This window comes from Salinispora mooreana (genome assembly GCF_000379065.1).
Lineage (GTDB): Bacteria > Actinomycetota > Actinomycetes > Mycobacteriales > Micromonosporaceae > Micromonospora > Micromonospora mooreana.
Map to the genome: position 1 here is coordinate 3,180,565 of NZ_KB900614.1, position 26,582 is coordinate 3,207,146.

Here is a 26,582-nt window from a genome sequence, read left to right on the forward strand (position 1 = left end):
ACGGCGAGTACGGGACCGGTACAGCTCAGCTACTCCTGGCCAGCGGCGTTGAGGGGGGTTGACTGTCCGGCAACGGCAAAGCCGTCGCCGGACAGCCGCACGTCAGTCAGGCCCGGGCGACGGCCCGGGACCGGCGCATGGTGAGCACGTACTCCACAAGCGAGATCAGCACGTGTTTCGTGGACTCTCGGTTGCGGGCGTCACACGCCACCACCGGCACGTTGCTGGAGATCGCCAGCGCGTCCCGGACCTCCTGCGGGTTGTGGTACTGCATCCCATCGAAGCAGTTGATGGCCACCAGGTAGGGCAGCCGCCGATGCTCGAAGAAGTCGATCGCCGCGAAGCAGTCAGCGAGTCGACGGGTGTCGACCAGGACAACCGCGCCGATGGCGCCACGGACCAGTTCGTCCCACATGAACCAGAACCGAGTCTGACCGGGCGTACCGAACAGGTAAAGGATTAGGTCCCGGTCGATGGTGATCCGGCCAAAGTCCATGGCCACCGTGGTCGTCGACTTCCCCGGCACCTGCCGATTGTCGTCTACGCCCACGCTTGCGGAGGTCATGATCGCCTCCGTGGTCAGCGGCGTGATCTCCGAGACCGAGCCGACCAGAGTCGTCTTACCGACGCCGAATCCACCGGCAATGACAATCTTCGCCGATGTCACGCGGCCGCTCGAGGTCGGCGGACGCGCCACGTCAGAGCCTGCGAAGTCCACTCAGCACCCTTTCCAGCAGTTCAGTGCCCACCACGTCGTCCGAGTCGTCCAGAATAGTCGGCTCATGGACCGCGACCAGGCCGTCTGTCGCCATGTCGGCGATGAGCACCCGGGCCACCCCGAGCGGAAGCTGCATACGCGCCGCGATCTCGGCTAACGACTGCACACGTCCATCACAGAGCGCGGCGATGTACTGGTACTCACGGCCGTGTCCGCCGTTGCCGGTGGCAACGGCTCGCCCGCGCACTGTCGTCTCGATAAGCGCTTCCATCGCGATGTCAAGCCGCGGACGGGTGCGACCCCGGGTCACGGCGTACGGACGGACCAGCGCGCCGGTCGGTTCGTCATGATCGTTCATGTCGCCGCTCACCTCCTTCACACCCGGGACCGGCCGGCGCGGACCGCCCCCCTCGTTGTTGTCCTTGCCCCGCCGACCACCCGGCCAGCGAAACGTCAGCCCGGCATGCCCGCAGCCGCACGCGGCTGCGGGGTCAGCGCATCACCCACCCGGTCAACCAGGAGGGCCATCTCGTAGCCGACCTGCCCCACGTCAGAGTTACGGGCGGCGAGCACGGCAAACGACGAGCCATCCGAAATCGACATCAGGAAGAGGAAACCGTTGTCCATCTCTACCACGGTCTGAAGCACGGCGCCGCCCTCAAAGCAGCGGGCTGCTCCCTGGGTAAGGCTGACCAAGCCGGATGCGATGGCAGCCAACTGGTCGGCCCGGTCCCGCGGAAGGTCCCGTGAGGCCGCGAGGAGTAGGCCGTCCGCCGACACGGCGACCGCATGCGCGACTCCTGGCACCCGATCGGCGAAGTTGGCGAGAAGCCAGCCGAGGTCCTGCGTAGTAGTCATCCTTCTTGCTCCTTCTGCCCGCTCCCGGCCATTGGGCCTGAGCCAGATTGCGAGGACTGCCCACCCGGATTCCCCTCCGGGCCGGTCCGGTTGCTGTCCGAGGGGTTCTTGCGCCCCCGCTGGACCCCACGGTGATACGCGGAGAGCAGCCCTCGGACCGACTCGGGCGTACGCCGCTGAACCGCTGCCGATGGTTTCTCCACCGCGCCCGGTACCAGCTGCGCCATCGGCGTGCGCTTCGGCAGGCCAGTAGAGGTGGTCGCCACCACCTGTACGTCGCTGGCCGCAGTAGCGGCCCGCCACCCATCATCGGCGGCGGTGCTCCAGCTTTCACCAGCTCTTCCCCGCCGCTGGGCGAACCCGCCCGTGGGGGATGTGCTCCCGTTCGCTGTTATGCCGTTCTGACGCGACGTACCACCGGTCGTCGGGGTTTCTGCCATTGGTGTGTTACCTGTCGTTGCGGGTGGTGTCTGCTGCTGCCTGTCCGCATCTATCCTGGCGAACTGCTGGGGCGCGGCACCACCCGCCCCCATGGCACCGCCGCCCCCGGCAGCGTCGGAGCCCTTTGCTGTCTCCTCTGGACCGGGTCGTCGGGTGCGGAACCAGGCTGACTCCAGTTCCCGGAAGATCGGCAGTTCCATCGTCGCGTCGGCCAGCGGCTGCTGGCTCTGAGGCGGTGCGGTCGACGGTGTGGTTGGCATCCCCGGCGCCGCGGTTGGCTGGGGGCCCGGCACCGGGGCGGCGGGACCGGCCGACGCGGGAGCGGCGGGGTATGCGGCGGACGGAGGGCCAGCCGGACCGGCTACCCGGGGCAGCTCGGTGGTCAGGTCGGGGGCTGCGGAGACCCGTTCGGAGGCCGGGGCAGCGGTGCTGTCTCCGGCTGCGCTGGGCACCGGTGGCCACACCGGCGGGGCGGCGCTGCTCGGGGCCGTGGTGGCCGGACGCTGTGGCAACGGCGCCGCATACGGCTGGCCGGAGGCCGGCGCCGGGGACGTCGGTTGCCCGAAAGCCGGCGCCGCGGAGGTCGGGGTAGCCGACACCGGCGACGCGGAGATCGGCATGCCCGCGGCTGGCGGCCCGGATACCGACCACCCGGAGTACGGAGTCGGCGGCGGGGCGTACGGCTGGGCCTCTGGGCTGCTCGGCAGCTGTCGCGGAATCCCCGGCTGCTGACCGGTGACCTCCGGCTCGCCCGAGGGACGCCGTTGCGGTAACACGTCGCTCGGTTGCCCGTTGGTAAGGAACGGGGCAGACGACTCGCCGCCGGTGGTGGCGCTGTTCGCGCCGGTGAGATCGGACCACGCCGGCATCGCCCGCGGCGAGCCCGTGGGCGTGCCCGCACCGTTGCTGTGCGCCGGGTCGAAGGGCCGGCCACCGAGCGTTACCTGGTTACCCGACTCACCCGGGCGGGGTCCGGAGAGCGAACCACTTGATGCGGAGAACGCCTCAAAAGACGACGTCGAGCTGGTGTTCGCCGCTGACGGCAGGCCAGGGGGCAGCTGCGACCCGGCAGCGAGCGCCCGGGGCACCAGCACGCCCGCCGGCAGGCTCACCTCCGCGACGCTTCCCCGATCGGCGGCGGAACGCAGCTCCACCGTGACCCCGTGCCGGGAGGCCAGCCGGGCAACCACGACCAGACCCATCATCCGAGAAACCGCCACGTCCACCTGTGGCGGGGTGGCGAGCTTCTCGTTCAGTTCCCGTAGCTGCTCCGGGCTGATGCCGATGCCGCGGTCCTCCACGTAGAGGGAGGCACGGTCACCGACCCGGCGCGCTTCCACGACGACCTGCGACTCGGGCGGCGAGAACGCCGTCGCGTTGTCGAACAGCTCGGCGACGAGGTGTACCAGGTCGTTGACGGCGGCGGCGACGACCTCGATGTCGCGATCAATGACGCCGAACTCGATCCGCGTGTAGTGCTCTACCTCGGACTGGGCGGCGCGCAGCACGTCGATCAGGGCGGCCGGCTCCCGCTGCACGCGGCTGGAGTCAGCGGCGGCGAGGACCAGCAGATTCTCGTCGTTGCGGCGCATCCGGGTGGCGAGGTGGTCGAGCTGGAACAACTCGGCCAGCCGGTCCGGGTCCTCCTCGCCCCGTTCGAGTCGGTCGAGTTGGCCGATGAGTCGGTCGACCAGGGTCTGCGACCGGCGGGCGAGGTTGACGAACATGGTCGCCACGGAAGCCCGCAGGGCGGCCTGCTCCGCCGCGGTACGCACCGCCTCCAGGTGAACCGCGTTGAACGCCTCGGTCACCTGACCGAACTCATCCTTGCTACGCACCGGCAGCGGCTCGGCGATCCGGTTGGCGAGCTGTACCGGAGTTTGCTGGCCGCCGGCGGCCTGCGTCTCCCGCAGCCGGGCGACGGCCTGCGGCAGCCCGTGCCGGGCGATCATAAGAGCGCCCTGTCGCAGTTCGCGTAGCGACCGCGCCATCGAGCGGGCGACCAGGTAGGCAAAGAGGATGGCGAGCAGCAGCATGCTGAGCAGCAGCCCGGTCTCCAGGAACACCTGCAGCCGTACGGCCGACCGGAGTTCGTCAGCGAGCTGGACGGCATCTCTGTCGACCTTCGCCTCCACCTCCCGGACCAGGGCGGCGTACGCGACCATCGCGTTGTCCCACTGGTCGGGGGTGAAGCCGGCGCTCGCCAGGTTTCTGGCGTCGGAGAGGCCACGCAGGTTGCTGTTGTAGGAATCCGCCTCGCGGGCGTCGGGACCGGCCACCGTTTGGTCGTACAGCTCCTGGTCGGCACGGTCGGCGACGGCGGCGAAGGTCTCCAGCCACTGTCGCTGACCGGTCCAGGTGGAGATGTAGGTGTTCCGCAGCTCGGGTGTGAGCTGCTGCCGGATGAGGGCGATGTGCACCACGTCCCGCTGCTGGGAGAGGTACTCCTTGTTCCGGGTGAGGGCGGTCGCGGCCCGCATCTGGTCGCTGAGCTCGGAGTCACCGGCCAGCTGGGTGGCCGAGTCCCGCAGGTTGATCAGATCGGTGAGCAGCGCGTCGTACTGCTGCTGCGCCTGGGTGATGCTGAGCCGACCGTTGGTGACCTGGCTTCGCGTTCCGGGCAGGTCGGTGAGGGTCTGGTCGATGAAGCGGAGCTGGTTCTCCAGCGTGGTGGGCAGGTCCTCGACCTCGCCCCGCCGCTCGGCGTAGGGTTCCTTCGCCCGGTCGACGCGGGCGGAAGCCTCCTCGTACGCCGTGCTGCGTTCCTCCCGCTGGGCCGCCCGGTCCTCACCGAGTAGCCGGATCGCCTCCGTCCGCTCATCCTGAAGCTGACCGACCAGGTCACCCGAGTAGGCGACCAGACTGGCGAGGTCGCCGGAACGATTGGCGCTGTTGAGTGTCTGCAGGTGGTCAACGATGCCACTGGTGCCCACGACGACCGTTGCGACGGTCGGCACGATCAAGATGAGACCGAGCTTGGACCAGATCGGCAGGTCGCGGAGCCGACCAGCCGGCCGACGCAGACGCGACAGGAGAGAACCTGCCGTCTTCGGTCGTTTGCTCACGTCACCGCCCTCGCGATTGCAGCCTTTGCGTTGCCCTCGGGCAACACCAGGTGACCGACCCATTGGTTCGGACCATCCGAGATTCCACCACGCCGCCCCGGAAAGAGAAAGCCCAGGCTGCTCTTGACCGCTGCGACAGCGCGATGTTTAGGGGTTTCGATCGCATTCAGTCTGACCTGAGTTACCCAAAGCAATGGAGTGCCTCCTCCACGTGGCCATACCAGCCGCCTCGTCGGCGAGTAAAGTCGTACATATCCTGATGAACCAGGCTTCTCAGTTCGGCTCAAACAGCTACTGCCCGAATTCTGGGAACCCACTGCTGCCGACACCGAAGGGGTGGGTCGATCGGGAGCGATGCCCCCTGACGTCAGGGCGCGGCGGGGAAGGGCGCTCCAACAACCCAGCGATGAGACCGGCGCGCCATCGTACGCAGTCGGCAACGAATTAGGTACAGCTAATCGGTCAAGTTAAACAGCCATCTCGCCGCTCTTGGCCACCGAAGGGACGTTTGCCACTCACGCCAGCAGCGCCGCCAGCGACGGGGTGCACACCGAGCGGCCGACGCACCGACACCGGCGCACCACCCTACGACTGCCCGGCACCGCTCAACAGCCGCCCGTACGCCGGCTTGATGACCTCGTCGATAATCTGTAGCCGCTGGTCAAACGGGATAAAGGCACTCTTCATGGCGTTAATCGTCAGCCACTGCAGTTCCCGCCAGCCGTACCCGAACGCGTCCACCAACAAAGCCATCTCCCGTGACATGGAGGTGCCGCTCATCAGCCGGTTGTCGGTGTTGACCGTGACCCGGAACCGCAGATCCCGCAGCAGCCCGATCGGGTGGTCGGCGATCGAGGGGGCCGCCCCGGTCTGCACGTTCGACGAGGGGCAGAGCTCCAAGGGAATACGCTTGTCCCGCACGTAGGCGGCCAGCCGGCCAAGCACCGGCTCCGATCCGGGCGTAATGTCATCCACAATCCGGACACCGTGGCCGAGCCGATCTGCTCCGCACCACTGGATGGCCTGCCAGATCGACGGCAGCCCAAACGCCTCACCGGCGTGGATCGTAAAGTGGAAGTTCTCCCGCTGCAGGTACTCGAAGGCATCCAGGTGCCGGGTGGGCGGGAAGCCGGCCTCGGCCCCGGCGATGTCGAAACCCACGACGCCGATGTCCCGGTGCCGCACGGCCAGTTCGGCGATCTCCTGCGACCGGGCGGCGTGTCGCATGGCGGTCAGCAGCGTGCCGACCCGAATCGGCGTGCCCTGCGCCGCGGCAAGGTCACTGCCCTCGGCGAAGCCGGCGATCACCGCCGCGACCACCTCGTCCAGGGTGAGACCCCGCTCCAGGTGCAGCTCCGGCGCGAACCGGACCTCCGCGTAGACAACACCGTCGGCGGCCAGGTCCAGCGCGCACTCCCGGGCCACCCGCTGCAGCGCCGAAGCGGTCTGCATGACCTGAACGGTGTGCGCGAAGGTCTCCAGATACCGCTCCAACGAGCCGGAGCTGGCCGCTTCGACGAACCAGTGGCCCAACGCCTCCGGGTCGGTCGTCGGCAGCGCGTGCCCCGCCTCAGCGGCCAGCTCGACGACCGTCGCTGGTCGCAGGCCACCATCGAGGTGATCGTGCAGCAGCGCCTTGGGGACCTGGACGATGTCCTCGTATCGGAGAGTCGCGACCATGTTCAGACCCTAGTCGGCACCGGCGTCTGCGCAGCGTCAGACCCGGCGGCGCGTTGCCCGGGTCACGTCCGCCTGCCGGGCGCGCAGTAATCGGTGCGGCGACCCGGTCGATAGGATGCCGGTCCACCGGGTGACCGCCCGGCTCGCCACCGACCGGCCCGGAGCCCGACATGGATCCCCGCATCTGCCACCGGCTGCGCTGCTCAATCTGCGCCCTTCCGCTGGCCGAGGCGACCGCTGGCACCATCCAGACGCTGACCTGTCCGCGCCGGCACAGCTTCGACATTGCCCGACAGGGCTATGTGAACCTCCTGGCCGGCCGGGCACCACACGTCGGGGACACCAGCGAGATGGTCACCGCCCGCGCCGACTTCCTCGCCGCCGGTCACTACGACCTGATCTCCCGGGCGCTGGCCGAAGCGGCCGCGGTCGCCGTCGCCCGCCACCGGGCCGCGCACCTCCAGCCTGGGGCAACCGCCGCGGCGCACCCCCTGGTGGTGGAGCCCGGTGCCGGCACCGGCCGGCACCTCGCCGCGGTGCTGACGACGCTGCCGGACGCCGTCGGCCTGGCCCTGGATGTGTCGAAGCCGGCGCTGCGCCGCGCGGCCCGAGCGCACGAACGAGCCGGGGCGGTGCTGGCCGACACCTGGCAGCAGCTGCCCCTGCCCGACGCGTCGGTGGCCGTGTTGTTGAACGTCTTCGCCCCGCGCAACGGAGCGGAGTTTCACCGGGTGCTCGATCCGGCCGGCGCGTTGCTGGTCGTCACGCCGGCCGCCGACCACCTCAGCGAGTTGGTCGGCGCACTTGGCCTGCTTCGGGTAGATCCGGCGAAGCCCGACCGGGTGGCCGGGCACCTCGGGGAGCGCTTCGCCACCGAGTCGGAGACCGAACACCGAACCCGGCTGACGTTGACCCGCCCGGAGATCGCCGCTCTGGTCGGGATGGGACCCAGCGCCTGGCACACCAATCCGGCCGGGCTCACCGAACGGATCGCCACCCTGCCCGACCCGGTCGAGGTGACCGTGGCCGTCCGGCTCGGCGTCCACCGCCGCCGCTAGGTGGAGAGATCCACCTCTTCCCAGCCGGTGGGCTCGTCGTGGTAGGGGCCGCGGAGGACCACCGCCCACTCCAGCGCCCACCGACGCTGCCCGATCGCATTCGCGTCCACCAGGCCGGGTGGGGTTCGCCGGGCGTGCTCCACCTCGAGATAGGCCCAGTCCAGGCAGTAGTGCAGGTCAAGCAGGGCCGCCGCGTCCGCCGGATGCCGTGGGGCGGTGAGGGTCCTCGACTGCCAGTGCCGGACCGTCTCGCCGGCCAGAATATTCGGCAGCCGCTCCACCAGCCGCTCGTCCACCGGCAGCGTCGGGTCCAGCTGCCGGGTTAGGCCGAGTACCCAGGCCAGGGCGTACAGCGCGTCGAAGTGCAGCACGAACGAGCGGTGGTCACCCTTACCGCCGGTAACGAACTGCCACTCCGGCGGGGTGACTGTCTCCACCAGATGCGAGGCGAGCAGCCAACTCATCGCGGCCTGCGGCGGCATGCCGAAACAGCGGGCCAGGATGAGGTGCAGCACCGCGACGCGCGTCTCGATCTCACCGGTCGGGCGCAGCTCGATCTCGTCGCCGGGCTCCCACACCAGTGGAAAGTGTGCCGGCGGCAGCGGCAGACCCAGCCGAGACAACTCCTCCAGGCTGGCCGCACGCACCATTCGGGGGTTTGGGGCAGGTACCGCCACGACGGTAATCCTCGTCTGTGTGGACTGGCTGGCCAGATCATCCTCCTGGCCAGGCAGGATAGCCCTCCGCTGCGGGAAACGGAACGGACGGTCAGCTGATTCGCTCAAGCACCAGCGGCCGCTGTTCCGGGGCGGACGCCGCGATCCGTACCGCCCGCACCGCCTCGGTCCGGGCCGCCGGGATCCGGTCGGCCTCCTCGGCCCGCAGCTCAAAGAGGGGCTCACCCGCCCGGACCAGATCACCGGGGCGCTTGTGCAGCAGCACCCCCGCCGGCGCGGACACCGCGTCCTCCTTGCGGGCCCGACCGGCACCGAGCCGCCACGCGGCCACCCCCATCCCGTACGCGTCGATCTGGGCCACCACACCATTGTCCTCAGCGCGGACCACCTCGACCTCCGGGGCGGTGGGCAGCGGGGCATCCGGGTCCCCGCCCTGGGCCCGGAGCATCGCCCGCCAGGCGTCCATCGCCCGGCCGTCGCGCAACGCCGCCGCCGGGTCGGCGTCCGGCAGCCCGGCCGCGTCCAGCATCTCGCGGGCCAGGGCCAGGGTCAGCTCCACCACGTCGGCCGGTCCGCCGCCCGCCAGCACCTCCACGGATTCGGTCACCTCGACCGCGTTGCCGATGGCCAGCCCCAGTGGGGTGGACATGTCGGTCAGCAGGGCGACCGTGCGGACGCCCTGCGCACCGCCCAGTTCGACCATGGTGTGGGCCAGTTGCCGGGCCTGGTCGACCGACTTCATGAACGCACCGGAGCCGACCTTGACGTCGAGTACCAGAGCGCCGGTCCCCTCAGCGATCTTCTTGCTCATGATCGAGCTGGCGATCAGCGGGATGGCCTCCACCGTGCCGGTCACGTCCCGCAACGCGTACAGCTTGCGGTCGGCCGGCGCGAGACTGGCACCGGCCGCGCAGATCACCGCGCCGACGCCGCGGAGCTGGGCGATGAACTCCTCGTTGCCCAGCGATGCCCGCCAGCCCGGAATGGACTCCAGCTTGTCCAGCGTGCCGCCGGTGTGCCCGAGGCCCCGGCCGCTCAGCTGCGGTACCGCCGCGCCACAGGCCGCCACCAACGGAGTCAGCGGCAGGGTGATCTTGTCTCCGACACCGCCGGTCGAGTGCTTGTCAACCGTCGGTCGGTCGACCGCCGAGAGGTCCAGCCGCTCTCCACTGGAGATCATCGCCGCGGTCCACCGGGCGATCTCCGGCATGGTCATCCCGTTCAGCAGGATCGCCATCGCGAGCGCCGCCATCTGCTCGTCCGCCACCTGGCCCCGGGTGTAGGCGTCCACCACCCAGTCGACCTGTGCGTCGGAGAGGACCGCGCCGTCCCGCTTGGCCCGAATGACATCAACCGCCGCAAATTCCGCCATGAGATAACCCTCTCCCCACGTCCTCAGCCCGGCCAGCGGATCGGGATCTCCAACGGCGGCTCACCCTCACCCGCCCAGAAGATCGTCCCCGCCGCGTCCACCACCACAACCCGGGGTACCCGGGCCAGCCCCCAGGTGATCGCCTCCGCTGGATCGTCCCAGCTCGGTCCCTCCTCGAGAACGCCGGTCTCGCCGTCGCCGGCCTCCCCCGCCGAGCGTTCCCAGTACGCCGTCCACACCTGCTGCCCCGCCGACAGGTCCGGGTGCACGAAGACCGTCCCGCGTCCCCGCCAGGCAGCCAGCCGCTCCGGCACCACCGGAACCGGGTCCGCCCCGGTCACCGCCTCCAGATCCGCCGCGTCGAAGGCGTACGGCAGCAGCTCGGCCATCCGTAACGCTCCGTTCTTCGCCTCGATCAGACATTCCGGGCCACCGTGCTCCCAGAGCAGCTGCCGGCACCGCCCGCACGGCATCAGTGGCTCCCCGGTGGCGTCAACGCAGGAGAGCGCGATGATCCGCCCGCCACCGGTGGCGCGCAGTGCGGAGATCACCCCGCACTCGGCGCAGAGCACCATGCCGTACGACGCGTTCTCCACGTTGCAGCCGACCACGACGCGACCATCGTCAACCAGGGCGGCCGCCCCTACCGGAAACTTCGAGTACGGCACGTACGCGTACCGCATCACCTCGGTCGCCGCGGCGCGCAGCCGCTCCCAGTCGATCTCCATCTGGCGTCCCATCAACCCTTGATGTACGGCTTTCCGTCGGCGGCCGGCGCCCGGACCCTACCCACCAGCCCCGCCACCGCCAGGATCGTCGCCAGGTACGGCAGCATCGCCAGGAACTGACTCGGGATGGCGCTGTTGATTGCGCTCAGATAGGTGGCGAGCTGGTCGGCGAAGCCGAAGAAGAGCGCCGCGAGCAGCGCACCGGTCGGGCTCCACCGGCCGAAGATCAGCGCTGCCAGGGCGATGAAGCCCTTACCACCGATCATGTTCTTGGTGAACGAGAAGAGGGCGAGCGTGTAGGACGCACCACCGATGCCGGCGACTGCCCCCGCCAGCAGCACATTGCGGTAGCGCAGCCGCAGCACCCGGACGCCGAGGGTGTCGGCGGCGGTCGGGTGCTCACCGACCGAACGGGTACGCAAGCCCCACCGGGTACGGAACAGCCCGATGTGAATCACCAGGACCAGGAGAAGGCCGAGGTAGAGGAAGATGTTGCCGGCGAACAGCGCCGGCCCGAGCACCGGAATCTCCGACAGCAGCGGGATTTCCCAGTCGCTGAACCGTGGGGCGCTGTTGTACTTCGCCGGGTCGGGCTGCATCAGCCGCTCGTAGAGGAAGCCGGTGATGCCCACCGCGAGCAGGTTGAGCACGATCCCCATGACCACCTGGTCCACCAGGTAGCGAATGGCGAAGACCGCGAGCAGCAGCGAGATGAAGGTGCCGCCGATCGCCGCGGCGATGAGGCCCACCCAGAGGTTGCCGCTGAGGCTACCGAAGAGGGCGCCGCTGAAGGCGCCCATCAGTAGCTGACCCTCGATGGCCACGTTGACCACGCCGGAGCGTTCACAGAGCACACCGGCCAGCGCCCCGAAGATCAGCGGAAGAGCCAGGATGAAGGTGCCTCGGACAATGTTGACCAGGGGCATGAAGTTCTGCCCGGCCGGCGCGGTGGAGACCTGCCAGCAGAGGAAGCTCACCACGAAACCAACCAGGCCGACACCGAGCACGAGAGTGAACCAGCGCGTCGGCAGCCCGGCGAGGATCGCCACACCGGCGGCGAGGGCGACCGCCCCGAAGAGGGCCGCGCCGACCGTACCGTTGATCTTCAACGCGGCGCCGCTGGCGTCCTCGCTGAGGGTGAACCGGGCTGGCTCACTGCTGGCGAGCGCGGTGAAGAGCAGCACCGCCAGCAGGCCGAGCGCGGTCAGCACCAGGCCGGCCTTCCGGGTCCGGGTCCAGAACCCCTCGTTGACCGGGGCGACCGCGACGTCGTCAACAGCCATGGTGGACATGCGCGTCACCAGCCCTTCGCGAGGCTCGTCTGCGGCCGGGCGGCCCGGGCGGCCCGAAGCTGGAAGATCGCCTTCACCAGGGCCGGTGCGGCGATGAAGATGACGATCAGCGCTTGGAGCACAGTAACCAGTTCCAGCGAGACACCCGAGTACGACTGCATCCGGTTACCGCCGGCCTGTAGCGCACCGAAGAGCAGCGCGGCGAGCAACACGCCCCACGGCTTCACCCGGCCGAGTAGCGCCACCAGGATGCCGTCGAAACCGACCTGGGCCACAACCAGCGGGGTCAACGCGGCGGCGGTGGTGCCGAGCACCATCTGCGAGCCGCCGAGGCCGGCCAGGGCACCGGCGAAGACCATGATCAACACGTAGGTTCGGGTGACACTGATGCCGGCGGTACGCGAGGCCGCCGGGTTACTCCCCACGGCCCGCAGCTCGAAGCCGAGGGTCGACCGGTTCAGCAGCCAGGCAACCGCCCAGGTCACCAGCACGGCGAGGATGATTCCGGCGTGCACCCGCAGGTTGTCCCCGAACAGCCGGGGGAACTGCGCGGAGGCGTCCAGCGGCCGGCTGATGGCATCCGAGCGGTTCGGATCCTGCACCCCGTTCTGCACGATCAACCAGACCAGGAAGTACGCCGCGACGTAGTTGAGCATGATCGTGTTGATCACCTCGTGGGCGCCGGTGCGGGCCTTGAGAATCCCCGGGATGAAGCCCCACACGGCACCGCCAAGTGCACCGGCGAAGACCGCGACGAGCAGGTGCAGCCCGGCCGGCAGCGGCAGCAGGAACCCGGCCAGCCCGGCCGCGATGACGCCCATCGTGGCCTGACCCTGGGCACCGATGTTGAACAGGCCACCACGGAAGGCGAGCGCCACGGAGAGCCCGGTGAAGACCAGCGGGGCGGTGTAGGTCAGCGTCTCCGAGATCGGGCTCAGCGCCGCGGTGAGGCCGACCGCGTCGGGGTCGAGGATCGCGCCCTTGAACAGGTTCGTGTACGCCTCGCTGACCAACGTCCAGCTGGCGTTGAGGGCGTCGCCCGGGCGGGCGGTGAAGTAACTGTAGGTGCCCAGCACGTCCGGATCAGAGACGATCATCAGGATCCCACCGACGACCATCGCCAGAAGCAGCGACAGCACCGTCACCGTGAGGGTGTTGGCGGCCCAGAGATTCTCCACGAAGAGCCGCCCGAGCGCGGGGCGCTCCGGTGGCTGCTGACTCGTCGGCTCGGCTCGCTCGGTGTTGTCGAGCGCCATCCTGGCCGCCTGGTCCGCGGTCGCCGGTTCCTTGTCCGGGGAGCCGGACCCTGTGTTGGTCATGCCTCGTCCTCGCTGCCGGGGCCCGATGGGGCGGGCGTCCCGCCGTCGGTACCCGCCGTCGCCCCGTTCGCCCCGGCTCCCGCCGTGTCCGGACCGATGCCCGACATCCGCAGGCCGATCTCCTCACGGGGGACATCCGGGCCGACGATGTCGACGATCCGACCGCGGCACATCACCGCGATCCGGTCCGCCAGGCCGATCACCTCGTCGAGTTCGCTGGAGACAAGCAGGACGGCGGTTCCGGCATCCCGCTCGTGAATGACCTGACTGTGAATAAACTCGATGGAGCCGACATCGACGCCGCGGGTCGGCTGGGCGGCGATGAGAAGCTTCAGCGGCCGGGACAGTTCCCGGGCGACGATCACCTTTTGTTGGTTGCCGCCGGACAGCGTGCCCACCGCCGCCTCCGCCGACGAGGTACGGACATCGAACTGGGCGATCCGCTCCTGCGCTGACTTCCTGATCTCATCCGGTCGGAGCGCGAGCCCCTTGCCGAACGGTGGTCGGTCGTACATGTCCAGCACCAGGTTCTCCGCGATGCTGAGTTCCTTGACCAGCCCGTCGACGCTGCGGTCCTCGGGCACGTAGCCGACGCCCGCGCGGAGGACCTCCTTGGTTGACCAGTCGTCGATCCGCTCCCCGCACAGCTGCACCGAGCCGGCGAGCACCGGACGCAGCCCCATGACCGCCTCGACCAGCTCCTTCTGGCCGTTACCCTGCACCCCGGCGATGCCGAGCACCTCGCCCGCGTACACGGTCAGGTCAACGCCGTCCACCGTACGTACCTGCCGGTCGTCGTCTACCGTCAACCCGGAGAGCTCGAGAACCGGCTTGCCCGGCGTCGCGGGCCGCTTGTCCACGGTGAGCCGAACGGTCCGGCCGACCATCAGTGCGGCCAGTTCGTCCCGGCTCGCCTCCGGCGCGGCGGTGCCGACGATCCGTCCGTGCCGGATCACGGTGATCCGGTCGGCGATGGCCTTCACCTCACCGAGCTTGTGGGTGATGAAGACGATCGACCTACCAGCGGCCTTGAGCGCCCGCATGACGGCGAGCAGTTCCTCGGTCTCCTGCGGCGTGAGCACCGCGGTCGGCTCGTCGAGGATGAGCAGGTCAGCATCGCGGGTGAGCGCCTTGACGATCTCGACCCGCTGCTGGATGCCGACCGGAAGGTCCTCGATGATCGCGTCCGGGTCAACCTGGAGGTGGTAGCGGGCGGATACCTCCGCGACCTTGCGCCGGGCACGTCGACGGTCGAGGAAGCCGACGATGCCACCCCGGACCTGCTCGGCCCCGAGCATGATGTTCTCTGCCACGGTGAGGACCGGTACCAGCATGAAGTGCTGGTGGACCATTCCGATCCCGGCCGCGATGGCGTCCGCCGGGCCGCGAAGCTGCAGCGGCTTCCCGTCCACCAGGATCTCGCCCTCGTCGGGCTGGTAAAGCCCGTACAGCACGTTCATCAGGGTCGACTTGCCCGCGCCGTTCTCCCCGAGCAGGGCGTGGATCTCCCCCGGCTCCACCGTCAGATCGATGTGGTCGTTGGCGACCAGATCACCGAAGCGTTTGGTGATGCCGCGCAGTTCGAGTCTCAGCGCAACCTCCCGGGTACGAAGCGGTAGTGCGGGGAGTTGCCGGTTCACCGGCAACGGCACTCGTCGATGGAGCCGATCGGCCGCCCCGGCACCAGCGGGAGATCCTCTGGTGCCAAGGCGGCCGGACCGTCGTGCGATGCGCTCGCCGAGCAGCGCGGTAGGCGCCCCATCACGGCGAGCCGGCATCAGCTCACTGCGGTTGGGACTGCGACTCAACCTTGATCAGGCCGGCGGCGATGTCCGCCTTCAGCTTATCGACCTCGGCCTTCAGCTCAGCCGGGATCTTGCTGTCGAACTCGTGGTACGGCGCGAGCGAGACGCCCTCGTTGGCCAGGGTGCCGGTGAAGCCCGGGTTCGCCTCCAGCTTCTCGCCGGCGGCGGCCTTGAGCACGGCCTCCTGAACGGCGCCGGGGATGTTCTTCACCACCGTGGTGATGATCGCCGGGCAGTTCGAGGTGCTCTCGCAGCCGTCGACGTCGACCCAGATGATGTTGTACTTACCGCCGGAGGCCTGGGCCGCCGTGGTGGTGCCGAGACCCGCACCCCCGGCGACGGGCATGATGATGTCCGCGCCCTGGGCGACCAGCGCGTCGCTGACCTTCTTGCCCTCGTCCTGCTTGACGAAGTCGTTGGCGAACGAGCCGTTCTGGCTGGCCTTGTCCCAGCCCAGGACCTGGACGTCCTTCCCCTTGGCCTCGTTGTAGTGGTCGACCCCGTCGGCGTAGCCGTCCATGAAGATGGTCACCGGCGGGATCTTCAGGCCGCCGTAGGTGCCCACCTTGCCCGTCTCGCTGAGGCCGGCGGCCAGATAACCGGCGAGGAAGCCGGCCTGGGCGGTGTCGAACTGCATCGGGTAGACGTTGCTCTCCGGCAGCTTCGTGTCCACGATGCCGAACTGCTGGTCCGGGTTCGCCGCCGCGGCCCTGGAGGTGGCGTCCCCCATCAGCCCGCCGACGGCGAGGATGAAGTCGCAGCCCTGGTTGACGTACTGCGTCAGGTTCGGCTCGTAGTCCGCCTCGGCCTTCGACGCGACGTACTTGATGTCGATGTCCTTGTTCTCGTCCTTGGCTGCCTCCAGGCCCTTCCAGGCCGAGGTGTTGAAGGACTTGTCGTCGATCCCGCCGACGTCGGTCACCATGCAGGCACTGAACTTCTCGCCGCCGTTGCCGGCGTTGTCCTCCTCGGGCGCCTCACCGCAGGCGGTGGCGGCCAGCACGAGGCCACTCACCGCGAAGACCGAGGCGATCCGCATCCCACGCACCGAGCGCAAGACGTCTCCTTCCGTTGCGCACCGCGTCTACGCGCGGTGGCAGCCCTTATGAACCGGCCTGCACTGTGCCGCCGGTGTCTCACGTTCCGGACGCCGAGCGTACGCCCAGACGCCTACCCAGGCCGACAATCATGCGTGACTGTTGGGTGCCTGTTACCCCGACGTGATCCTGGGGTATTTCGGTCACTCGACATGCCGGTCAAAGGAGCGCGGGTGGGACGATTTCTCCTCCGGAGGGGAGTTCTCCCCAGTCGGACGCTACCGCCAGAAGACCGCCACCGCAGCGTTGACCAGGGTCAGCCCGATGATCGCGAGGAAATGTCCACGGTTGACCGCTTCCCGCTTCCGCGAGAAGAAGACCATGACGAAGATGAGCAGCGCGAGCGCCAGCTTGGTGACGAGCTTCGCGGGGTCCGGCTCACCCCCGTCCCGCAACGGCGCGGAGAGGCCGATTCCGGTCAGCAACGTGAGCGCCGCACCCCAGAGCATGGCCGGGTTGATCCGGAACCTGCCCTTGAGGTACTGCACCACCGCGCCACCGAGCAGCAGCGCGAACCCGATCAGGTGAATGTAGCGGAGAATGAGTCGTAGAGCTTCCACGCGGCCTATCTTCCCGCACCAACGACGGGTCGTAGTAGAGGGGCTTGGTCGATCGGCGCGTCAGCCCTTCGTACCACCCGCGGTCAGTCCCGAGACCAGGTGCCGTTGGGCGAACAGGAAGACCAGACCGGCCGGGACCGTCACCAGCACCGCCGCCGCCGTCAGGTACTCCCACTGCGGGTTGTACTGCGGCACGAACTGCCGAAGCCCGTACGCCAGGGTGAACTGGTTGTCGGTCTGGATGAAGGCTGACGCGTACGCGACCTCCCCCCACGCAGTCAGGAAGGTGTAGAAGGCGGTGACCGCGACGGCCGGACGGGCCAGCGGCAGCACCACCCGCCAGAAGGTGGCGAACGGGCCGCAGCCGTCCAGCGCCGCCGCCTCGTCCAGCGAGGTCGGGATGGAGTCGAAGTAGCCCTTCAGCATCCAGGAGCAGAACGGAACGGCGATGGTCAGGTAGGCGATCACCAGCGACGGCAACGTGTTGATCAACCCGAGCCGCGCCATGATCGTGTAAATCGGCACGATCAGGATGGCCACCGGAAACATCTGGGTGATCAGGAAGACCATCATCAACGGCCGGCGGCCCGGGAAGTTGAACCGGGAGACGGCGTAGCCGGTGGTCGCCGAGAGGAAGATGCCGATCCCCATCGTGCCGGCGGCCACGAACACCGAGTTCAGCAGCCACCGCAGAAAGCTGGTGTCGAAGAGCACGTAGCGGTAGTTGGCCAGGGTCGGATCCTGGACCAGGGTCAGGTTGGTGCTCTGCACCGCGTACCCGGGCTTGAACGAGGAGAGCAGCACCCAGACGATCGGACCGATCGCGACCAGCGACGCGACGATCAAGGTCCCGTGCAACAGCAGCGACGTCGCCCGGCTACGCCGACTACGGCCGGCCCGCCGCGAGGTCTGGACCGGAGCGGACCCGGCCCTGATCGGGGCCGTCGGCGTCCGCGCCGTGGACACGGCCGTCCCGGAGCTGGTCGATTGGCTCATCACCACACCTCGCCTTGCTTACGCAGTGCCCGCCGGTAGAACACGGAGAAGACCAAGAGAATGGAGAGAATCAACACGCCGTACGTGGAGGCGAGCGAGTAGTTGCGGATGCCCTCGAAGGCGGCCCGGTACGCGCCGGTCACCAGGATCTCGGTCTCTCCGGCCGGCTCTCCCTCGGTCACCAGGAAGATGACCGGGAAGAGGTTGAACGTCCAGATGGTGCCGAGCAGGATCACGGTCATGCTGGTCGGGCGCAGACCCGGCAACGTGATGGCACGGAACCGCTGCCACGGCGACGCGCCGTCGATCTCCGCCGCCTCGTAGAGCTCACCGGGAATGGTCTGCAGCCCGCCGAGCAGCGCCACCATCATGAACGGCACGCCGAGCCAGACGTTGGTGACGATCGCGGTGAACAGTGATGTCCACCGTTCGGAGAACCACGGGAGCGGGTCGGCCCCGAGCGTGGTGAGCAGCGAGTTCGCCAGGCCGAAGCGCTCGTTGAAGATGAACTTCCAGGCGAAGGCGCTGACGAAGGCCGGCACCGCCCACGGCAGCACCAGCAGTACCCGGTAGAGGCCACGGCCGCGCATCGGGCGGTTCAGCAGGATGGCGAGGCCAAGCCCGAGACCATAGTGGAAGGCCACACCGACGAAGGTCCAGATCAGGGTGATCCCGGTCCACTCCCAGAACCGGCCGACCTCGCCGGTGAGGACCCGGACGTAGTTGTCCAGCCCCGCATACTCCCACCGGTTGGGGTTCTCCTCGCAGACCTCACCGCCGGTGATCGACTTGGTGCAGATCTCCGCCACCTGGTTGGCCTCGTTGAGGTTGGTGAAGGAGAGCCAGATCCCCCGGCCGAGCGGATAGAAGATCAAGACTGCCAGGACGATCACCACCGGCAGGACCATCGCCCAGGCGTACCAGTTCCGGTCCCAGCTACGACGAAGTCGAGACGGACGGGCGAGGCGACGGTCGGGCGGCGGGGACGCTGGCGCGACGGTCACGGTGCGCATATCAGCTGAGCTCCAGTAGGTGAGCCGGCTGGCCGGCGACCGGAACGGTCGCCGGCCCGGCCGGATGCCGAGGGACGAGTGGTCGCCGGCCCCTGCCCGCCGGCGGTGGATCAGAACCCGTACGCGGTGACGACCTCAGCCTGGTACCGCTTCGCGACCTCGTCGAGCGCGTCCTTCGGGTCCCGGTTCTGGATCAGGACCTCGGTGGCCATCTGGTCCAGCGGTTCGAAGAACTGGCCGGCCTCGGGGATCCAGGGGCGACCGACCGCGGCCTCGACGGCCGGCTGGTACCCGGTCACGATCGGGTTGCTCCGCACCGCGTCGAGGTCGTAGGCCGACTTGCGCGTCGGCAGCAGCCCGAGCTTCTCCGCGAGGAAGGCCTGTGATTCGGTGGAGCTCATGAAGGCCACGAAGGCGACGGCGGCCTCGACCTTCTCCTCCGGCATGCCGGACCAGACGGTGTAGTTGTGCCCACCGACCGGACCGCCGGCCCGGGCCGAGCCGCCGGGGACCGGGGCGATGCCGAGGTTCTCCAGGCCGCCGAAGGTCGGCGCCTGCGACACGTTGTTGACCTCCCAGGGACCATTAATGATCATGGCGACCTTCTCTTCCTTGAAGAGGGTCATCATGGTTCCGTAGGAGTCCGTCGCGGATGGCTGGACGGCCGCGCCGCTGTCGATCAGATCCTTGGCGATCTTCAGTCCGGCCACGTTCTGGTCCGAGCCGACGACGATCTTCTTGGCCGGGACATCCACCAGGTCCCCGCCCTCGCCGTAGAGGAACGGCAGCAGGAAGTAGCCCGCCGGGTTGAGGTAGAGGCCGTCCGCGCCGGTCTTCTCCTTGACGGCCTGGGCGGCGGTCTTCAGCTCGGCCCACGTCGTCGGCGCCGCGGCGACACCCGCCTCAGCGAACAGCTTCTTGTTGTACATGAGCGACAGCGTGTCGGTCACCTGCGGGACGCCGTAGGTCTTGCCGTCGTACTTGTTCGAGGCGAGCGGAGTCGCCAGGAAGTCCGACTCGTCGGCGAGTAGTTCGGAGCCGTCCAGCGCGTAGAGGTAGCCCAGCGAGGCGAACTCCGGGACCCAGGCCACCTCCGCCCGTAGGATGTCCGGCGCACCCGTCCCGGCCTGCGCTGCCGTCTTGAACTGGTTCTGGGCCTCACCGAACGGAACCGACTGATGATTGATCTTCACGTTCGGATAGGTCTGGTTGAACTTGGCGATCAGCTCCTGGAAAACCGGACCCTCGTTCTTCGGGTCCGAGGTGTCCCACCAGGTCAGCTCGGCCTTCATGGCTGCGGGGTCGGTCGTTGACCCTTCCCCCGCGCTCTGCTCGTCCTCGCCACAGGCGACGAGGGTCAGAGCAAGGGCGGCGGAGGCGAGTACGGCGACTCCCTTGGCTGTGCGACGCATGTTCGCTCCTAGATTGCCTGCCGGTGTCGGCGGGACACTAGCAAGAGTTTTCTAAGTTAGAAACCCTTTGCGAACCGTCTTGCAACAACCGGGGCCATCTTGTCATCTAGACCCGTCTTATGTCGGGACTTCCGCGACAAAACGGCGAGGTCCGGACGACGGCCGACCATCACCCCCGCCCGCTGCGACCCACGTCAACCGCCGCGATGATGCTGCTCGATGCAGTCGACCCCGGGGGGCCGCACGGACCAAACGCCGTCACCGGCTCCGGCCAGCAGGCTCCGGAACCACGGCTGCAAGAACTTGCCTAGAAGCGCAAGAACCATCCGGTGAGCTACAGTGCCGCCATGCGCGCTCGACTGTCCGACATCGCCCAGCAGGCAGAGGTCAGTGAGGCCACCGTGTCGCGGGTGCTCAACGACCGACCCGGAGTGGCGCCCGAGACCCGACAGGCCGTCCTGACCGCCCTCGACGTGCTTGGCTACGAACGTCCAGCCCGGCTGCGCAAACGCTGCGCCGGACTGGTGGGCCTGGTCGTCCCGGAGCTCGACAACCCGATCTTTCCCGCCTTCGCGCAGATCATCGAGTCGGCCCTGGCGCCGACCGGCTTCACCCCCGTGCTCTGCACCCAGACCCCTGGGGGAATCCGGGAGGACGAATACGTCGAGATGCTGCTCGACCGACAGGTCTCCGGCATCGTCTTCGTCTCCGGCCTGCACGCCGACACCGCCGCCGACCACGAGCGGTACCGCGCACTGATCGCCCGCCCACTGCCGGTTGTCATGGTCAACGGCTACGCACCGAACCTCCCCGCGCCCTTCATCTCCTGTGACGACCGCGAGGCCGCCGAGCTGGCCGTCACCCACCTGGTCGCGCTGGGGCACCGACGGATCGGCCTGATCACCGGACCGGACCGGTTCGTCCCGGTGCAGCGCAAGGTCGCCGGCTACAAGGCCGCCATGCGGCGCTGTACCGATGTCTCCGCGGTCGAGCTCACCGAGCTGACCGAGCTCTCCCTCTTCGGCGTCGAGGGGGGCGAGGCCGCCGCCACCCGCCTGCTGGACCGCGGCGTCACCGGCCTGGTCTGCGGCTCCGACCCGATGGCGCTGGGCGCCATCCGCGCCGCCCGGCAGCGCGGGCTCGCCGTGCCCCGCGACATCTCCATCGTCGGATACGACGACTCCCCGCTGATGGCCTTCACCAACCCGCCCCTGACCACCGTGCGTCAGCCAGTCGCGGCGATGGCGGTTGCCGCCGTCCGGGCCCTGGTGGACGAGATCAACGGGCACGCCGCCCCACACTCGGAGTACCTGTTCCGGCCAGAGCTGGTGGTGCGCGGCTCGACCGCGGTCGCCCGGACGCCCAGCGCCGACCCCGGAGATCCCAGCCCGTCCCCCCTGGCGGTCTCGGTCTGAACACCCCGACGTCCACCCGTCGGGTTCCCACCAGGAAGTGAGCCCGGGCCAACTTGCGCAAGGTCTGCTTGACTCTTGCAAGCTCTTGCCGGCATTCTGCACAGCAACCGGCGCCACCACCCCTGCCCGCGCCGGAGACCGCCGTACCGCGCGAGATCGGGGAACCCCTCATGACCGTCCGCAACCCCACCCCGCCGAGCTCCGACGCTGACTGGTGGCGCTCCGCCGCCATCTATCAGGTCTACCTCCGCAGCTTCGCCGACGCGAACGGCGACGGGATCGGTGACCTGGCGGGCCTGCGGCAACGCCTGCCGTACCTGCGGGACCTCGGGGTGGACGCGCTCTGGTTGACCCCCTTCTACCCCTCACCCATGATTGACGGCGGCTACGACGTCGCTGACTACCGGGATGTCGACCCGGTGTTCGGCACCCTCACCGAGTTCGACGACGTGATCGTTGACGCGCACGCACTGGGCCTACGGATCATCGTCGACCTGGTACCCAATCACACGTCGAGCGTTCACCCCTGGTTCCAGGCCGCCCTCGCGGCGGCCCCCGACTCCCCCGAGCGGGCCCGCTACCACTTCGCCACGGGGCGCGGAGCGGCGGGCGAGCTGCCGCCGAACGACTGGGAGAGCATCTTCGGCGGACCGGCCTGGACCCGACTGCCCGACGGGCAGTGGTACCTGCACCTGTTCGACTCGGCGCAGCCGGACCTGAACTGGCGCAACCCCGAGGTCCGCGCCGAGTTCGAGGACGTGCTCCGGTTCTGGTTGGACCGCGGCGTCGACGGCTTCCGAATCGACGTCGCCCACGGAATGATCAAAGCGGAGGGCCTGCCGGATGTCGGCTTCGGCCAACAGACCGGCCAACGACAGGTCGAACTGCTCGGCAAGAGCCGACTGCCCTACTTCGACCAGGACGAGGTGCACGACATCTACCGCGCCTGGCGGCCGATCCTGGACAGCTACCCCGGCGACCGAATGGCGGTGGCCGAGGCGTGGGCGGAGACCCCCCAACGGCTCGCCCGCTACATCGGTCCAGACGAGCTGCACCAGGCGTTCAGCTTCGACTTCCTCGACGCCCACTGGTCGGCCGACTCCTTCCGCAAGGTGATCGACAGCGCGCTCGCCGAGTCAGCGGTCATCAACGCACCCACCACCTGGGTGCTGTCAAACCACGACAAGCAGCGACACGTCACCCGGTACGGGGATGGGCCAGCAGGGCTGCGCCGCGCCCGCGCCGCAGCCCTGCTGATGCTCGCGCTGCCCGGCTGCGCCTACGTCTACCAGGGTGAGGAGCTGGGCCTACCCGAGGTCCTCGACCTCCCCGACGACCTGCGGCAGGACCCGCAGTACCTGCGGACCGGCGAGAGCCGGGACGGCTGCCGGGTGCCGATCCCGTGGAGCGGCGAGCTGGCCCCGTACGGCTTCAGCCCCGCCGGCAGCGCGCTGAGCTGGCTGCCCGCCCCAGCCACCTGGCGTGAACTCTCGGTGGCTGCCCAGATCGGCGTCCCCGACTCCACCCTCGAGCTGTATCGCACCGCGCTACGGATCCGCCGAGCGCACCCGGCGCTCTCCACCGCCGCAGCCCAGATTGTCTGGGAGGAGACCCGGCCGGGCGTCCTCGCCTTCACCCGTACCGCCGGCGGTACGGCGCTCACCTGTGTGGTCAACATCAGCGACGCACCCGCGGTCAGCACCGAGTACGGCGAGCCGCTCGTCGCCAGCGCCACGCTCACCCCGGAGGGCTCCGGCTACCTGGTTCCGGTCGACGCGGCTGCCTGGTTCGAACGGCGCTGAGCGGGTAAGCCCCCATCAACCTGGTCGTTCGGCGTGCCCCGGGCCGCCGGGCGGCTAGGCAGCCGACCGGCGCGGGTCAACGCTCGAGGCCGGGCAACTTCGCCGCGATCCGGGCAAAACCCGCCCGGATCGCGGCCTCACTCGGCGGCATCGCCGGCTGGGCCGCCGGCTCCCGCTCCGCCGCCAGCTCCTCGTCGAAGGTGTCCTCGAAGCTGCCGTAGAGCTCGGCGCTGTCCACCTGCCCCGCCGCCTCCTCCTCGGCGGCGGCCTGGGCCGCGGTGATCTCATCGCGGATCTGCTCCGCCGACACCGCCGGCAGCAGCGGCTCGACCACCGCCATCAGCGCCTCCTCCGCCACCATCACCTCGGCCAGCGCCAACGCGGGCGCCCGCTCGTACGGCCCGCAGACCACCGGCTCCCACTCGTCGGCGTCGCCGAGCGGCCCGAAGGTGATGATCCACGGCAGGTCGAGCATCGGCGAGTCGTCCGGCAGATCGAGTGTCACGAGAGCGCCCACCCGCCAATCATCGTTCCCCGGCCGTGGGCGGATCCCCGGTTCGAGGCTCCGTCCCTTGTTTGGGTGCCGTCGGCCTGTTCGCACTCGCCTGCTCGGGAGGTGGGGAACCCTCCTCCCGATCGACCGCCACCTGCTCCGCCGCGAGGTCCACCACCTGTCCCCGGGTGCCGGTGGCCACCAACGCCGCGCCGAAGAGCACAAGTTGGTTGAGCAGATAGAGGTAGAGCAGCAGCCCCACCGCGCCCGCCACCACCGTGTACGCCGGGTTTCGCTCGGTCCGCACCACGTAGTGCCGCCCGATGGTGTTGAGCAGGGTGATACCCACCGCCACCAGCAGCACCGCCGGACGCAGCCGGACCCGGCTGGGCCGCAGCCGAGGTACCACCGCCAGCAGCAGGGTCGCCAGCACCGCGTTCACGAAGACGCTGAGCACCGCGCTGATCGTGGTGAGCCCGGCCGAGCCGGCACTGCCCAACAACCACCGCAGCAGCGCCTCCAACGTGTCCACCGCCGCTACCGAGACGCCGAGTAGCACGAACACCACCAGCAGCACGCCCAGGTCGACCAGCCGACGAACAACAAAGTTGCCGGGTTGTTGGTCAAGGCCGTACAGCAGCCGCTGGGAGGAGCGGATCGCCTCCACCCAGCCGACCCCGGTGAAGACCAGGATGGTCAGCCCCACCACGCCGACGGCCCCGCTGCTCTCTGCCACCTGCACCGGGTCAAGGAAGGGCAGGTTCTCCCGGAGGAATCCCGCCGCGGCGGCATTGACCTCGGCGTTGCCCTCCAGGATCGCCCCGAAGACGGAGTAGGCGACGAGGGCGAGCGCGAAGACCGCAAAGAAGCCGTAGTACGCGATCGCGGCGGCGAGCCGACTGCCGAACTGGCGGTTGTAGAGCAGGGCCGCCCGCAACCCGTGGTCGAAGGCCGAATAGCGGCGCCGCGCGGTGGTGATCCGCCCGTGGACACCCGCCCGGATACGGCGGAACACGTTCACCCCGCCATCCTCGCCGACAAGTCACCCACGCGCCGGCATCCGCCGCGGTAAGCCCGGACCGACGCGGACCCCCGGGGAGCGGGGTACGGGTTGCGCCGTCGGGGGCGGGGCACCGGCTCAGCCGCCGAGCCGAAAGTCCCGCCGGGGCTGCCACCGCGTCTGGCCACTATGGGAGAAGAGGGTGAACGCCTCCACCCCGAACATCGCCGAGAAGTCGGCCAGGTCCTCGTACGCCTGGTCCAGCGCCTCGGGTGAGACATCCTGCGCCACCGTGACGTGCGGATGGTAGGGAAAACGGGTTTCCCGGTGCAGCTCCGGAGCCGCCCGGATCGCCGCGGCGAGCAGTTCGCACTCGCTGATCCCGGTCGCCACCGTTACGAAAACCACCTGGGTGACCGGCCGGAACGTCCCGGTCCCCCGCAGGTGCAGGGTGAACGGGAGGTGCGCGGCGGCGACCGCGGTCAGGTGCCGTTCGACGGCCGGCAGGGCAGCACCTGGGATCTCGGTCGGCCCGAGCAGCGTCACGTGCGCCGGGACGGCCTGTTGGTCCCCCGCCGCCATCCGCCGCTGGGTCAGCACATTCCCCCAGGGCTCGGGGATGTCCACAGCGATGCCGATCTGGATTGTGCCGCCGGCTGCCGACGACCCGTCCCGCAGGTCCACGCCTCGTGCCACCCCTTTGGCCACCGCTTCCACTCCGCTCACCCGCGCACGTCGTGTCGCTGCCTACTCGCCGCGCACCGGCGGGAAGAAGCCCACCCGCTCGTACACCGCCTGTAGGGTCGGTGCCGCCACCCCCCGCGCCTTCTGCGCCCCGGCGGCGAGCAGCTTGTCGAGCTGGGCCGGGTCGTCCAGGTAGCCCCGGGTGCGTTCCTGGATCGGCGTCACGAACTCGCGCACCACCTCTCCAAGGTCCTTCTTCAGGTCACCGTAGCCCTTGCCCGCGTAGGCGCCGACCAGGTCGTCAATGCTCCGGCCGGAGAGCGCCGAGTAGATCGTCAGCAGGTTGGAGACACCCGGTTTCTGCTGGACATCAAAGACGATCTCGCGGCCGGTGTCGGTGACCGCCGAACGGATCTTCTTGACCGACCGGGCCGCCTCCTCCAGGAACAGGACGATACCCGCCGGCGAGGAGGACGACTTCGACATCTTCGCCGTTGGGTCCTGCAAGTCCGTGATCTTCGCAGTGTCCTTGACGATGTGCGCCGCGGGAACCGTGAAGGTTGACCCGAACCGGGTGTTGAACCGCTGCGCCAGATCGCGGCTGAGCTCCAGGTGCTGCCGCTGGTCCTCGCCGACCGGCACCGCGTCCGCCTGGTAGAGAAGGATGTCGGCCGCCTGCAGGACCGGGTACGTGAACAGGCCGACGCTGGCCCGCTCGTTGCCCTGCTTCTGCGACTTGTCCTTGAACTGGGTCATCCGGCCCGCCTCGCCGAACCCGGTGATGCACCCCAACACCCAGGCCAACTGCGCGTGCTCGGGCACCTGGGACTGCACGAAGAGGGTGCAGCGCTCCGGGTCCAACCCCACCGCGAGAAGCTGCGCGGCGGCCACCCGGGACCGCTGCGCCAACACCCGGGGGTCGTGCCCGGCGGTGATCGCATGCAGATCAACCACACAGTAGGTGGCGTCGTGCGTCTCCTGTAACGCCACCCAGTGCTGAACCGCGCCCAGGTAGTTGCCGAGATGGAACGAGTCGGCGGTCGGCTGGATGCCAGAGAATACGCGCGGTCGAACGGGTACGTTGGGCATGCTGGCAA

The 26,582-nt window shown here is 69.1% G+C and carries 23 protein-coding genes; 3 read left to right on the forward strand and 20 right to left on the reverse strand.

The features are described 5' to 3' along the window. Nucleotides 1-106 precede the first annotated feature (106 nt). The 5 genes from SALPAC6_RS0115160 to SALPAC6_RS0115180 form a co-directional block, all read right to left on the reverse strand. Nucleotides 107-697, reverse strand: a complete 591-nt coding sequence (locus tag SALPAC6_RS0115160; RefSeq protein WP_026189698.1) for a GTP-binding protein — start codon at nucleotides 695-697, stop codon at nucleotides 107-109. 1 nt (nucleotide 698) lies between these two features. Beyond that, on the reverse strand, nucleotides 699-1,076 hold the full coding sequence (locus SALPAC6_RS0115165) for a DUF742 domain-containing protein (RefSeq protein ID WP_033666474.1): 378 nt from the start codon (nucleotides 1,074-1,076) through the stop codon (nucleotides 699-701). A gap of 95 nt (nucleotides 1,077-1,171) precedes the next feature. Further along, nucleotides 1,172-1,576 (reverse strand): roadblock/LC7 domain-containing protein, encoded by a 405-nt coding sequence (locus SALPAC6_RS0115170; protein ID WP_011904728.1) that lies wholly within the window; start codon nucleotides 1,574-1,576, stop codon nucleotides 1,172-1,174. Beyond that, entirely contained in the window at nucleotides 1,573-5,082 is a 3,510-nt protein-coding gene (locus SALPAC6_RS0115175) for a sensor histidine kinase (RefSeq protein WP_018254244.1), read from the reverse strand. The genes SALPAC6_RS0115170 and SALPAC6_RS0115175 overlap by 4 nt, the downstream gene beginning before the upstream one ends. A 585-nt stretch (nucleotides 5,083-5,667) precedes the next feature. Beyond that, nucleotides 5,668-6,762, reverse strand: a complete 1,095-nt coding sequence (locus SALPAC6_RS0115180) for an adenosine deaminase (RefSeq protein ID WP_018254245.1) — start codon at nucleotides 6,760-6,762, stop codon at nucleotides 5,668-5,670. Nucleotides 6,763-6,932: 170 nt separating this feature from the next. Between SALPAC6_RS0115180 and SALPAC6_RS0115185 the strand changes: the two genes are divergently transcribed. Then, the gene (locus tag SALPAC6_RS0115185) at nucleotides 6,933-7,820 is read left to right on the forward strand and encodes a putative RNA methyltransferase (RefSeq protein WP_018254246.1); all 888 of its coding nucleotides are present in this window, start codon (nucleotides 6,933-6,935) and stop codon (nucleotides 7,818-7,820) included. Here SALPAC6_RS0115185 and SALPAC6_RS0115190 read toward each other — a convergent pair. The 11 genes from SALPAC6_RS0115190 to SALPAC6_RS0115240 all read right to left on the reverse strand — a co-directional run bounded on the left by SALPAC6_RS0115190 (nucleotide 7,817) and on the right by SALPAC6_RS0115240 (nucleotide 20,091). Next, a complete protein-coding gene (locus tag SALPAC6_RS0115190; protein ID WP_018254247.1) occupies nucleotides 7,817-8,470 on the reverse strand; it encodes a DUF4272 domain-containing protein in 654 nt (217 codons plus the stop codon). The genes SALPAC6_RS0115185 and SALPAC6_RS0115190 overlap by 4 nt on opposite strands. A 118-nt stretch (nucleotides 8,471-8,588) precedes the next feature. Continuing rightward, nucleotides 8,589-9,869, reverse strand: coding sequence for a thymidine phosphorylase (locus tag SALPAC6_RS0115195; protein ID WP_018254248.1), 1,281 nt, complete (start codon nucleotides 9,867-9,869; stop codon nucleotides 8,589-8,591). Nucleotides 9,870-9,892: 23 nt separating this feature from the next. Beyond that, complete coding sequence (locus tag SALPAC6_RS0115200) at nucleotides 9,893-10,609, reverse strand: cytidine deaminase (protein WP_018254249.1); 717 nt, start codon at nucleotides 10,607-10,609, stop codon at nucleotides 9,893-9,895. Then, nucleotides 10,609-11,889, reverse strand: coding sequence for an ABC transporter permease (locus SALPAC6_RS0115205; RefSeq protein WP_018254250.1), 1,281 nt, complete (start codon nucleotides 11,887-11,889; stop codon nucleotides 10,609-10,611). Before SALPAC6_RS0115205 ends, SALPAC6_RS0115200 begins: the two co-directional genes overlap by 1 nt. A 5-nt stretch (nucleotides 11,890-11,894) precedes the next feature. Further along, the gene (locus SALPAC6_RS0115210) at nucleotides 11,895-13,208 is read right to left on the reverse strand and encodes an ABC transporter permease (RefSeq protein ID WP_018254251.1); all 1,314 of its coding nucleotides are present in this window, start codon (nucleotides 13,206-13,208) and stop codon (nucleotides 11,895-11,897) included. Then, nucleotides 13,205-14,860 carry an ABC transporter ATP-binding protein gene (locus SALPAC6_RS0115215; protein ID WP_018254252.1) on the reverse strand — a complete coding sequence of 552 codons (1,656 nt, stop codon included), beginning with the start codon at nucleotides 14,858-14,860 and terminating at the stop codon, nucleotides 13,205-13,207. Before SALPAC6_RS0115215 ends, SALPAC6_RS0115210 begins: the two co-directional genes overlap by 4 nt. A gap of 130 nt (nucleotides 14,861-14,990) precedes the next feature. Next, on the reverse strand, nucleotides 14,991-16,052 hold the full coding sequence (locus tag SALPAC6_RS0115220; RefSeq protein WP_018254253.1) for a BMP family lipoprotein: 1,062 nt from the start codon (nucleotides 16,050-16,052) through the stop codon (nucleotides 14,991-14,993). 276 nt (nucleotides 16,053-16,328) lie between these two features. After that, the gene (locus tag SALPAC6_RS0115225; protein ID WP_018254254.1) at nucleotides 16,329-16,670 is read right to left on the reverse strand and encodes a hypothetical protein; all 342 of its coding nucleotides are present in this window, start codon (nucleotides 16,668-16,670) and stop codon (nucleotides 16,329-16,331) included. A 60-nt stretch (nucleotides 16,671-16,730) separates the two neighbouring features. Continuing rightward, nucleotides 16,731-17,666: a sugar ABC transporter permease gene (locus SALPAC6_RS0115230; RefSeq protein WP_018254255.1), complete on the reverse strand. Its 936-nt coding sequence runs from the start codon at nucleotides 17,664-17,666 to the stop codon at nucleotides 16,731-16,733. Next, the gene (locus SALPAC6_RS0115235) at nucleotides 17,666-18,679 is read right to left on the reverse strand and encodes a carbohydrate ABC transporter permease (RefSeq protein ID WP_018254256.1); all 1,014 of its coding nucleotides are present in this window, start codon (nucleotides 18,677-18,679) and stop codon (nucleotides 17,666-17,668) included. Before SALPAC6_RS0115235 ends, SALPAC6_RS0115230 begins: the two co-directional genes overlap by 1 nt. 110 nt (nucleotides 18,680-18,789) lie before the next feature. Beyond that, on the reverse strand, nucleotides 18,790-20,091 hold the full coding sequence (locus SALPAC6_RS0115240; RefSeq protein ID WP_018254257.1) for an extracellular solute-binding protein: 1,302 nt from the start codon (nucleotides 20,089-20,091) through the stop codon (nucleotides 18,790-18,792). A 347-nt stretch (nucleotides 20,092-20,438) separates the two neighbouring features. On the opposite strand from SALPAC6_RS0115240, the gene SALPAC6_RS0115245 reads away from it, so the two are divergent. Further along, entirely contained in the window at nucleotides 20,439-21,506 is a 1,068-nt protein-coding gene (locus SALPAC6_RS0115245; RefSeq protein WP_018254258.1) for a LacI family DNA-binding transcriptional regulator, read from the forward strand. 170 nt (nucleotides 21,507-21,676) lie between these two features. Next, nucleotides 21,677-23,308 carry a glycoside hydrolase family 13 protein gene (locus tag SALPAC6_RS0115250; protein ID WP_018254259.1) on the forward strand — a complete coding sequence of 544 codons (1,632 nt, stop codon included), beginning with the start codon at nucleotides 21,677-21,679 and terminating at the stop codon, nucleotides 23,306-23,308. A 76-nt stretch (nucleotides 23,309-23,384) separates the two neighbouring features. Here SALPAC6_RS0115250 and SALPAC6_RS0115255 read toward each other — a convergent pair whose 3' ends face one another. The 4 genes from SALPAC6_RS0115255 to trpS all read right to left on the reverse strand — a co-directional run bounded on the left by SALPAC6_RS0115255 (nucleotide 23,385) and on the right by trpS (nucleotide 26,574). Then, nucleotides 23,385-23,825, reverse strand: a complete 441-nt coding sequence (locus SALPAC6_RS0115255) for a hypothetical protein (RefSeq protein ID WP_018254260.1) — start codon at nucleotides 23,823-23,825, stop codon at nucleotides 23,385-23,387. Between the two features lie 7 nt (nucleotides 23,826-23,832). Beyond that, nucleotides 23,833-24,822 carry a YihY/virulence factor BrkB family protein gene (locus SALPAC6_RS0115260; protein ID WP_018254261.1) on the reverse strand — a complete coding sequence of 330 codons (990 nt, stop codon included), beginning with the start codon at nucleotides 24,820-24,822 and terminating at the stop codon, nucleotides 23,833-23,835. A 117-nt stretch (nucleotides 24,823-24,939) separates the two neighbouring features. Further along, nucleotides 24,940-25,518 (reverse strand): 2'-5' RNA ligase family protein, encoded by a 579-nt coding sequence (locus SALPAC6_RS0115265; RefSeq protein WP_026189702.1) that lies wholly within the window; start codon nucleotides 25,516-25,518, stop codon nucleotides 24,940-24,942. A 30-nt stretch (nucleotides 25,519-25,548) separates the two neighbouring features. After that, entirely contained in the window at nucleotides 25,549-26,574 is a 1,026-nt protein-coding gene (gene trpS, locus SALPAC6_RS0115270) for a tryptophan--tRNA ligase (protein WP_018254263.1), read from the reverse strand. Nucleotides 26,575-26,582: the final 8 nt, after the last annotated feature.

Excerpts from the sequence above, each read along its gene's own strand:
- SALPAC6_RS0115210 (WP_018254251.1), bottom strand. The coding sequence starts at position 13,208 with ATGACCAACACAGGGTCCGGCTCCCCGGACAAGGAACCGGCGACCGCG.
- trpS (WP_018254263.1), bottom strand. The coding sequence starts at position 26,574 with ATGCCCAACGTACCCGTTCGACCGCGCGTATTCTCTGGCATCCAGCCG.
- SALPAC6_RS0115180 (WP_018254245.1), bottom strand. The coding sequence starts at position 6,762 with ATGGTCGCGACTCTCCGATACGAGGACATCGTCCAGGTCCCCAAGGCG.
- SALPAC6_RS0115170 (WP_011904728.1), bottom strand. The coding sequence starts at position 1,576 with ATGACTACTACGCAGGACCTCGGCTGGCTTCTCGCCAACTTCGCCGAT.
- SALPAC6_RS0115235 (WP_018254256.1), bottom strand. The coding sequence starts at position 18,679 with ATGCGCACCGTGACCGTCGCGCCAGCGTCCCCGCCGCCCGACCGTCGC.
- SALPAC6_RS0115220 (WP_018254253.1), bottom strand. The coding sequence starts at position 16,052 with ATGCGGATCGCCTCGGTCTTCGCGGTGAGTGGCCTCGTGCTGGCCGCC.
- SALPAC6_RS0115200 (WP_018254249.1), bottom strand. The coding sequence starts at position 10,609 with ATGGGACGCCAGATGGAGATCGACTGGGAGCGGCTGCGCGCCGCGGCG.
- SALPAC6_RS0115185 (WP_018254246.1), top strand. The coding sequence starts at position 6,933 with ATGGATCCCCGCATCTGCCACCGGCTGCGCTGCTCAATCTGCGCCCTT.
- SALPAC6_RS0115195 (WP_018254248.1), bottom strand. The coding sequence starts at position 9,869 with ATGGCGGAATTTGCGGCGGTTGATGTCATTCGGGCCAAGCGGGACGGC.
- SALPAC6_RS0115230 (WP_018254255.1), bottom strand. The coding sequence starts at position 17,666 with ATGAGCCAATCGACCAGCTCCGGGACGGCCGTGTCCACGGCGCGGACG.
- SALPAC6_RS0115165 (WP_033666474.1), bottom strand. The coding sequence starts at position 1,076 with ATGAACGATCATGACGAACCGACCGGCGCGCTGGTCCGTCCGTACGCC.
- SALPAC6_RS0115240 (WP_018254257.1), bottom strand. The coding sequence starts at position 20,091 with ATGCGTCGCACAGCCAAGGGAGTCGCCGTACTCGCCTCCGCCGCCCTT.
- SALPAC6_RS0115250 (WP_018254259.1), top strand. The coding sequence starts at position 21,677 with ATGACCGTCCGCAACCCCACCCCGCCGAGCTCCGACGCTGACTGGTGG.
- SALPAC6_RS0115245 (WP_018254258.1), top strand. The coding sequence starts at position 20,439 with ATGCGCGCTCGACTGTCCGACATCGCCCAGCAGGCAGAGGTCAGTGAG.
- SALPAC6_RS0115190 (WP_018254247.1), bottom strand. The coding sequence starts at position 8,470 with ATGGTGCGTGCGGCCAGCCTGGAGGAGTTGTCTCGGCTGGGTCTGCCG.
- SALPAC6_RS0115205 (WP_018254250.1), bottom strand. The coding sequence starts at position 11,889 with ATGTCCACCATGGCTGTTGACGACGTCGCGGTCGCCCCGGTCAACGAG.